Source organism: Streptomyces sp. UNOC14_S4 (genome assembly GCF_020740835.1).
Taxonomy (GTDB): Bacteria; Actinomycetota; Actinomycetes; order Streptomycetales; family Streptomycetaceae; genus Streptomyces.
The window spans coordinates 20,610-28,948 of record NZ_JAINFC010000030.1 but is presented as its reverse complement, the minus strand read 5'-3'; the positions used below and the strand labels follow the sequence as shown (position 1 = coordinate 28,948).

Here is an 8,339-nt window from a genome sequence, read left to right as displayed (position 1 = left end):
CGTCGGGCTGGCGACGGAGTTCGGGATCTCGGTGGAGGAGGACGACGCGGCTGCGCCGGAGCCCGAGCCGGAGCCGGCCGCGGCTCCGGTGCAGGGTGGGTATGGCTATCCTCCGCCGCCGAGTGAGCCTCCTGCGGCTCCTCCGGCGTACGGGTATCCGCAGGTGGTTCCGGCGCCCGATCCGGGGTTTCGGCTGCCGCCGCAGGGGCCTCAGTTCCAGTCGGCGCGCTGATCCCTTCCGGTGCGCCTATTGGGGTGCCTCTTGCGCTTGGCGCGCGGCCGCCGGTCCGTTGTGGCTGGTCGCGCCCACGCGGCGGAGCCGCAAATACAACACAGCCCCGCGCCCCTTTGGGGCGCTCCAAAGGGGCTCACACCTTCGACTTGTAGCCCCTCCCCCACTGCAGGCCCCACCCGTACAGGCGGTCCAGCTCCGCCTGGAAGCCGTACACGTACTTCATCTCGCGTCGCAGCGTGATCTCCCCCTTGTTGTTCTCCAGGAGTACGACCGCGCACGACCGCGCCTCGGGGGCGCGTTCGTGGAGGGGGATCTCGATCCGGGGGCCGTTGCCCGGGTAGAGCGTGACGAGCGCGTGCGTACGATCGAACGCGGGTGTGCCGTCGTAGATGTAGACGAAGACCAGCAGCCGCTTGATCTGGTCGCGGTGGTCCATGTTGATGTAGATCGTCTCGCCCGACCCGGAGCCGAACCGGTCGTCGCCGCTGAGCTGGACGTACGGCGGGCTGTTGAGGCTGCCCAGTATGTTGCCGAGGGGCTGGACCACCCCCTTGGAGCCGTCCTGGAGCTCGTACATGCATGCGAGGTCGAGGTCGACGTTGACGAACGCCTGGCCCTGCGCCTGCACCATCTCGGGCCGGAACTTCTTCAGCGGGTGCCGCAGGCTGTCGCCGAACGGCGCCCTCTCGTCGAACTGCGAGGTCGTGCGCATCCGCCAGGAGAGGTTGACCCGGAGGTTTCCGGTCACCGCCCCCATCTTGGTGAGCGAGAACGTGGGGTGCCGCTTGGTCAGCTCGACCGCGCCGTTGGCGCCGTGGAAGTCGAGCTGCTGCTCGCTCGCCCGCCCCCAGTTGCCGAAGAACCTGTCCCAGATCGCCATTGCCCTGACCCCCACCGGTGTGTGCCGAAATGCCGCGGGGCGGCCGGGAGGTGGTGACCTCCACGACCGCCCCGGTCAGAGCGTTCCTCAAATGTGCCAGGGTCACACCCCGGACGAGACCTCCGCCTTGTTCCCGGCACCGTCCTCCAGCGCGGCCGAGCGGCGGTTGCGCACGACGGAGGACCAGAAGGCCACCCCGATGAGCACCACGCCGATGAGGCCGGTGATGACCTCATTGATCTCATGCTTGATGGTGACGAGCAGGATCACGGCGAGCGCGCCGATCGCGTAGTGCGCGCCGTGCTCCAGGTAGACGTAGTCGTCCAGGGTCCCCTTGCGGACGAGGAAGACCGTCAGCGAACGGATGTACATCGCACCGATGCCGAGGCCCAGCGCCATCTCGAAGATGTCGTTGGTGATGGCGAAGGCGCCGATGACGCCGTCGAACGAGAACGACGCGTCGATGACCTCCAGGTAGAGGAACATGAAGAAGGCCGCCTTGCCGGCGAGCCCCACGACCGCGGCGTTGCCGCCCTTCTTCGCGGGCGCCCCGGGGGTCGCGTCGGCCGGCTCGTCCGACGCGTCGCCGTCCTCGTCCTCCTCCAGGCGGTCCTCGAAGAAGCCGGAGATGCCGCCGACGATCAGATAGGTGACCAGGCCGCCGACGCCGGCCAGCAGCACCGTGGCGGTCTTGTCGACCGTGCCCTCGCCACCGTGGACGGGCACCGAACCGGCGAGCGTGGTGGCCGTGATCAGCAGGGCGACCAGCGCGACGACGATGGAGAGCGTCTCCAGCTTGCCCAGCCGGGCGAGCGGCCGCTCCAGCCACTCCAGCCACTTGATGTCCCGGTCCTCGAAGAGGAAGTCCAGGAAGATCATCAGCAGGAACATGCCACCGAAGGCCGCGATGGCCGGGTGGGCGCTGGTGACCAGCTGTTCATAGCGCTCGTGGTCCTGGAGGGCGACCTTGACCGCCTCGATGGGCCCGAGCTTCGCCGTGATCGCGACGATGACGACCGGGAAGACCAGCCGCATGCCGAACACGGCGATGAGGATGCCCAGCGTCAGGAACATCTTCTGCCAGAACGGGTTCATCTTCCGGAGGATTCCGGCGTTGATGACCGCGTTGTCGAACGAGAGCGAGATCTCCAGGATGGACAGGATCGCGACGACCGCCAGCCCCTGCCACCCCCAGAGGACGCCCGCCAAGGCCAGACCCGCCGCCGTGATGGCGAACGACCAGCCAAAGGTTTTCAGGAGCACCGCTACCCAATCCTTCGCTTAGGGGTTCCCCCGCGTCGTGCGCAGCTTTGCGCCACGCCAGACCCGGCTTTACGAAACGTTGACCCCGAAGTCTAGGGCGATCCCGCGGAGGCCCGAAGCGTACCCCTGTCCGACCGCACGGAATTTCCATTCGCCGCCGTAGCGGTAGACCTCGCCGAAGATCATCGCGGTCTCGGCCGAGGCGTCCTCGCTGAGGTCGTAGCGCGCGAGCTCGCTGCCGTCGGCCTGGTTGACCACGCGGATGTAGGCGTTGCTGACCTGGCCGAAACTCTGCCCGCGGAGATCGGCCTCATGGATGGAGACGGGGAAGACGATCTTGTCGCAGGCGGCCGGGACCGCGGCGAGGTCGACCAGGATCGACTCGTCGTCGCCCTCGCCCTCACCGGTGAGGTTGTCACCGGTGTGCTCGACGGAGCCTTCGGGGCTCTTGAGGTTGTTGTAGAAGACGAAGTACTCGTCCCCGAGGACCCGGCCCGCGGCGCAGAGCAGGGCACTGGCGTCCAGGTCGAAGGGGGCCCCGGTGGTGGAGCGCGCGTCCCAGCCGAGGCCGACGGTGATGTTGGTGAGGTTGGGTGCGGCCTTGGAGAGGGAGACGTTGCCTCCCTTGGCGAGCGTGACGCCCATGTTCTTGCTTCCTCCCCGATGAAGATGTCCGACGAAGACGTCCGGCGAAGGTGCCCGACGAAGGTGCTCGTTGAAGGTGCCTGATGAAGATGTCCGGCGAAAGTGCCGGAAACCGCCCGATTGCACGTCCGGCGCCGCACGCCGCCGCCCGGGAGGGGCGGGGCGTGCGGCGCCGGACGCCGTACAGCAGTTCCCCGTCAGACGTTGACGCCGAAGTCCTGCGCGATACCGCGCAGACCCGAGGCATACCCCTGACCGATCGCGCGGAACTTCCACTCCGCGCCATTGCGGTAGAGCTCGCCGAAGACCATGGCGGTCTCGGTCGAGGCGTCCTCGCTGAGGTCGTAGCGCGCCAGCTCGGTGTTGTCGGCCTGGTTCACCACGCGGATGTAGGCGTTCCGCACCTGGCCGAAGCTCTGCTGACGGCTCTCCGCCTCGTAGATCGAGACGGGGAAGACGATCTTGGCGACATCGGCCGGGACACCGGCCAGGTTGACCTTGATGACCTCGTCGTCGCCCTCGCCCTCACCGGTGAGGTTGTCACCCTGGTGCTCGACCGAGCCGTCGGGGCTCTTGAGGTTGTTGAAGAAGACGAAGTTCTGGTCGTTGGCGACCTTGCCCTGGTCGTTGGTCAGCAGCGCGCTGGCGTCCAGGTCGAAGTCCGTACCCGTCGTGGTACGGGCGTCCCAGCCGAGACCGACGATGACCGCGGTCAGGTTGGGGGCCGCCTTGGTCAGCGAGACGTTGCCGCCCTTGCTGAGACTGACTCCCACGAGTCCTCCATTGGTTCGAGCAATTGATTCGAGCAGCGAGGGGCCGGAAGGCTCGTGATCCGAGGCCCGCGCCCTCGTCGTGCGATGGCAACCGGATCAACGGCCGGGAACCTGTGATCGGTTCCCGGGTCCGGATTCTTTGTTCGGCGGAGTACCTCAGAGCGCCTTGAGCGCCTCGGCGTACTCGTTCAGGTCGCGCGCGTCCGGCAGGCCGTTGACGACGGTCCAGCGCACGACGCCCTCCTTGTCGATGACGAAGGTGCCGCGGACGGCGCAGCCCTTCTCCTCGTCGAAGACGCCGTAGGCGCGGCTGGCCTCGCCGTGCGGCCAGAAGTCGGACAGCAGCGGGTACGTGAGGCCCTCCTGCTCGGCGAAGACGCGCAGGGAGAACGGCGAGTCGTTGGAGACGGCGAGCAGCTGGACGTCGTCGTTGACGAACGTCGGCAGCTCGTCGCGCAGGGCGCACAGCTCGCCGGTGCAGACGCCGGTGAAGGCGAAGGGGTAGAAGAGCAGGACGACGTTCTTCTCACCGCGGAAGTCGGAGAGCCGGACGGTCTCGCCGTGCTGGTTCTTCAGGGCGAAGTCCGGAGCCTTGGTGCCGACCTCGATCGCCATGATTCGCATCCTTCTCTCGACGTGGCCGGTGCCGGGCCTCACCCCTCGGTGACCCTGGCCACCGGCGGTGGTGCGGCCAGTCTGTCACCGCGCCCCCCGCGGACGCACCGCGCCCCCCGGCAGCGGGTGCTGCCGGGGGGCGCGGTGCGGTGCGGTGCCGTGGAGGCCGGCGCTAGCGCTTGGGGGCGACCATGCGGGTGCCGGTCCAGTCCTTGGCCACGCTGACGCTCTTGGTCTGGCTCAGACCCGCGGTCTGCGACGCCTCGTTGATGTCGCTCGGCTCGATGTAGCCGTCGCGGCCGGTCTTCGGGGTCATCAGCCAGATGTCCCCGCCGTCCTCGAGCATGCCAATGGCGTCCACGAGCGCGTCCGTCAGGTCGCCGTCCTCGTCGCGGAACCACAGGACGACGGCATCGGCCACGTCGTCGTAGTCCTCGTCGACCAGATCCTGGCCGGTGATTTCCTCAATGGCCTCGCGGAGCTCCTGATCGACGTCTTCGTCGTAGCCGATCTCCTGGACCACCTGTCCGGGCTGGAAACCCAGCCTGGCGGCAGGGTTGGTCCGCTCCTCCGCGTGGTCCGCGGTCGCGCTCACTTATTGCCTCCTGTCATCTTTCGAGAAAGTGTCTTGATGATCCCCGCATACGCGAGTCATTGGGCGTAGTCCACACGTGCCGGACGGTTCGCGCAAGTACCCGGCCGCCGAGACCGCCGAAACGGTGACGGAAGTGCCCCTCCCACCGCTTCCGCCGTCACGGAAGACCGCAGGCGGGTGATTCATGACACATCATTCTGCCTGGTTTGTGAAGTTGCCCCGTGCGAATACGGCGTACAGGACCGAACGGCCGTACGCGGAGGACTCCCAAAGGGAGCGTATGGTTGCGATTTGGCCGCCCCCGTTCGGCCACCTCTTGACACGTCGCCTCGACCCATGGTGGTTACCGCCCGGTAGAGATGACGTTTCCGTCGCCGCGGTCCACGATGGGAGCCGACGCGACACAGCAGCAGACCGTAGTAGACCGCGTGCCGAGCACGACCCGAGAACACCGAAGGAACAGCGTGGCTTCCGGATCCGATCGCAACCCGATCATCATTGGCGGCCTTCCCAGCCAGGTCCCGGACTTCGATCCCGAAGAGACCCAGGAGTGGCTCGACTCGCTCGACGCAGCCGTCGATGAGCGAGGCCGGGAACGTGCCCGCTACCTCATGCTCCGCCTGATCGAGCGCGCCCGCGAGAAGAACGTGGCCGTGCCCGAGATGCGCAGCACGGACTACGTCAACACCATCGCCACCAAGGACGAGCCGTTCTTCCCCGGCAACGAGGAGATCGAGCGCAAGGTCCTGAACGCGACCCGGTGGAACGCGGCCGTCATGGTCTCGCGCGCCCAGCGCCCGGGTATCGGCGTCGGCGGCCACATCGCCACCTTCGCCTCCTCCGCCTCCCTCTACGACGTGGGCTTCAACCACTTCTTCCGGGGCAAGGACGGCGGCGACGGCGGCGACCAGATCTTCTTCCAGGGCCACGCCTCCCCCGGCGTCTACGCCCGCGCCTTCCTGCTGGACCGACTGTCCGAGCAGCAGCTCGACGCCTTCCGCCAGGAGAAGTCGAAGGCCCCCTACGGCCTGTCGTCGTACCCGCACCCGCGCCTGATGCCGGACTTCTGGGAGTTCCCGACCGTCTCGATGGGCCTCGGCCCGCTCGGCGCGATCTACCAGGCCCGTATGAACCGCTACATGGAGGCCCGCGGCATCGCCGACACCTCCAAGTCGCACGTGTGGGCGTACCTGGGCGACGGCGAGATGGACGAGCCCGAGTCGCTCGGCCAGCTGTCCCTGGCCGCCCGTGAGGGCCTGGACAACCTGACCTTCGTCGTCAACTGCAACCTGCAGCGCCTCGACGGCCCGGTCCGCGGCAACGGCAAGATCATGCAGGAGCTGGAGTCGCAGTTCCGCGGCGCCGGCTGGAACGTGATCAAGCTGGTGTGGGACCGCTCCTGGGACCCGCTGCTCGCGCAGGACCGCGACGGCATCCTGGTCAACAAGCTCAACAGCACCCCCGACGGCCAGTTCCAGACGTACGCCACCGAGACCGGCGCGTACATCCGCGAGCACTTCTTCGGCGGCGACCAGCGCCTCCGCAAGATGGTCGAGGGCATGACCGACGACCAGATCCTGCACCTGGGCCGCGGCGGTCACGACCACAAGAAGATCTACGCGGCCTACGCGGCGGCCAAGGCCCACAAGGGCCAGCCGACCGTGATCCTCGCGCAGACGGTCAAGGGCTGGACGCTCGGCCCGAACTTCGAGGGCCGCAACGCGACCCACCAGATGAAGAAGCTCACGGTCGAGGACCTCAAGCGCTTCCGCGACCGTCTCCACATCCCGATCGCCGACAAGGAGCTGGAGTCCGGCCTGCCGCCGTACTACCACCCGGGTCGCGACTCGGAGGAGATCCAGTACATGCACGACCGGCGCAAGGCGCTGGGCGGCTACGTCCCCACCCGTGTGGACCGCTCCAAGCCGCTCGTCCTGCCGGGCGACAAGGCCTACGCGCCGACCCGCAAGGGCTCGGGCCAGCAGTCGATCGCCACCACCATGGCCTTCGTCCGCCTGCTGAAGGACCTCATGCGGGACAAGGAGATCGGCAAGCGCTTCGTGCCGATCGCGCCCGACGAGTACCGCACCTTCGGCATGGACTCGCTGTTCCCGTCGGCGAAGATCTACAACCCGCTGGGCCAGCAGTACGAGGCCGTGGACCGCGAGCTGCTGCTCGCGTACAAGGAGTCCCCGACCGGTCAGATGCTGCACGACGGCATCTCCGAGGCGGGCTGCACCGCCTCGCTGATCGCCGCCGGTTCCGCCTACGCCACGCACGGCGAGCCGCTGATCCCGATCTACGTCTTCTACTCGATGTTCGGGTTCCAGCGCACGGGCGACCAGTTCTGGCAGATGGCCGACCAGCTCGCGCGCGGCTTCGTGCTCGGCGCCACCGCGGGCCGCACCACCCTGACGGGTGAGGGTCTGCAGCACGCCGACGGCCACTCGCACCTGCTGGCCTCGACCAACCCGGGCGTCGTCGCGTACGACCCGGCGTTCGGCTACGAGATCGCGCACATCGTCAAGGACGGTCTGCGGAGGATGTACGGCGAGAACGCCGAGAACATCTTCTACTACATGACCGTCTACAACGAGCCGATCCAGCACCCGGCCGAGCCGGAGAACGTGGACGCCGAGGGCATCCTCAAGGGTCTGTACCGCTTCAAGCAGGGTGAGGCGGGCGCCGTCCCGGCGCAGATCCTGGCCTCCGGTGTGGCCGTGCCGTGGGCCCTGGAGGCCCAGCGCATCCTCGCCGAGGAGTGGAACGTCAAGGCGGACGTCTGGTCGGCGACCTCCTGGAACGAGCTGCGCAACGAGGCCGTCAAGGTGGAGGAGTACAACCTGCTCCACCCGGAGGAGGAGCAGCGCGTCCCGTACGTGACGCGGAAGCTCGCCGGTGCCGAGGGCCCGAAGGTCGCCGTGTCCGACTGGATGCGCGCCGTTCCGGACCAGATCGCGCGCTGGGTGCCCGGCACGTACCAGTCGCTGGGTGCGGACGGCTTCGGCTTCGCGGACACGCGTGGCGCGGCCCGTCGCTTCTTCCACATCGACGCCCAGTCGATCGTCCTCGGCGTGCTCACCGAGCTCGCCAAGGAGGGCAAGATCGACCGCTCGGCGCTGAAGCAGGCGATCGACCGGTACCAGCTGCTCGACGTCGCGGCGGCGGACCCGGGTGCGGCGGGTGGCGACGCCTGAGCGCTGCGCTGGCTTCGGCCGCTTCGGCGCCTGGTCGCCGTAGTGGCTGAGGCAGTTCGGCGGCTGCGGGTCCGCTTCGGCTGAGCGCGCCCACGCGGCGGAGCCGCATGATGTAGCTGCCCCGCGCCCCTTTCAG

General features: G+C 68.0%; 7 protein-coding genes. 1 reads left to right on the top strand and 6 read right to left on the bottom strand.

Annotated features, from left to right (window positions below):
- Positions 1 to 368: 368 nt before the first annotated feature.
- The 6 genes from K6I34_RS05000 to K6I34_RS04975 all read right to left on the bottom strand — a co-directional run bounded on the left by K6I34_RS05000 (position 369) and on the right by K6I34_RS04975 (position 5,006).
- Positions 369 to 1,115, bottom strand: coding sequence for a Tellurium resistance (locus tag K6I34_RS05000; protein ID WP_229322842.1), 747 nt, complete (start codon positions 1,113 to 1,115; stop codon positions 369 to 371).
- A 102-nt stretch (positions 1,116 to 1,217) separates the two neighbouring features.
- Complete coding sequence (locus tag K6I34_RS04995; protein ID WP_229322841.1) at positions 1,218 to 2,378, bottom strand: DUF475 domain-containing protein; 1,161 nt, start codon at positions 2,376 to 2,378, stop codon at positions 1,218 to 1,220.
- A gap of 69 nt (positions 2,379 to 2,447) precedes the next feature.
- Complete coding sequence (locus K6I34_RS04990) at positions 2,448 to 3,023, bottom strand: TerD family protein (RefSeq protein ID WP_229322840.1); 576 nt, start codon at positions 3,021 to 3,023, stop codon at positions 2,448 to 2,450.
- Between the two features lie 197 nt (positions 3,024 to 3,220).
- Positions 3,221 to 3,796, bottom strand: a complete 576-nt coding sequence (locus K6I34_RS04985; RefSeq protein ID WP_229322839.1) for a TerD family protein — start codon at positions 3,794 to 3,796, stop codon at positions 3,221 to 3,223.
- Positions 3,797 to 3,952: 156 nt separating this feature from the next.
- On the bottom strand, positions 3,953 to 4,411 hold the full coding sequence (locus tag K6I34_RS04980; RefSeq protein ID WP_229322838.1) for a peroxiredoxin: 459 nt from the start codon (positions 4,409 to 4,411) through the stop codon (positions 3,953 to 3,955).
- Between the two features lie 172 nt (positions 4,412 to 4,583).
- Positions 4,584 to 5,006, bottom strand: a complete 423-nt coding sequence (locus K6I34_RS04975) for a DUF3052 domain-containing protein (protein ID WP_229322837.1) — start codon at positions 5,004 to 5,006, stop codon at positions 4,584 to 4,586.
- A gap of 464 nt (positions 5,007 to 5,470) precedes the next feature.
- On the opposite strand from K6I34_RS04975, the gene aceE reads away from it, so the two are divergent.
- Entirely contained in the window at positions 5,471 to 8,203 is a 2,733-nt protein-coding gene (gene aceE, locus K6I34_RS04970; protein WP_229322836.1) for a pyruvate dehydrogenase (acetyl-transferring), homodimeric type, read from the top strand.
- Positions 8,204 to 8,339: the final 136 nt, after the last annotated feature.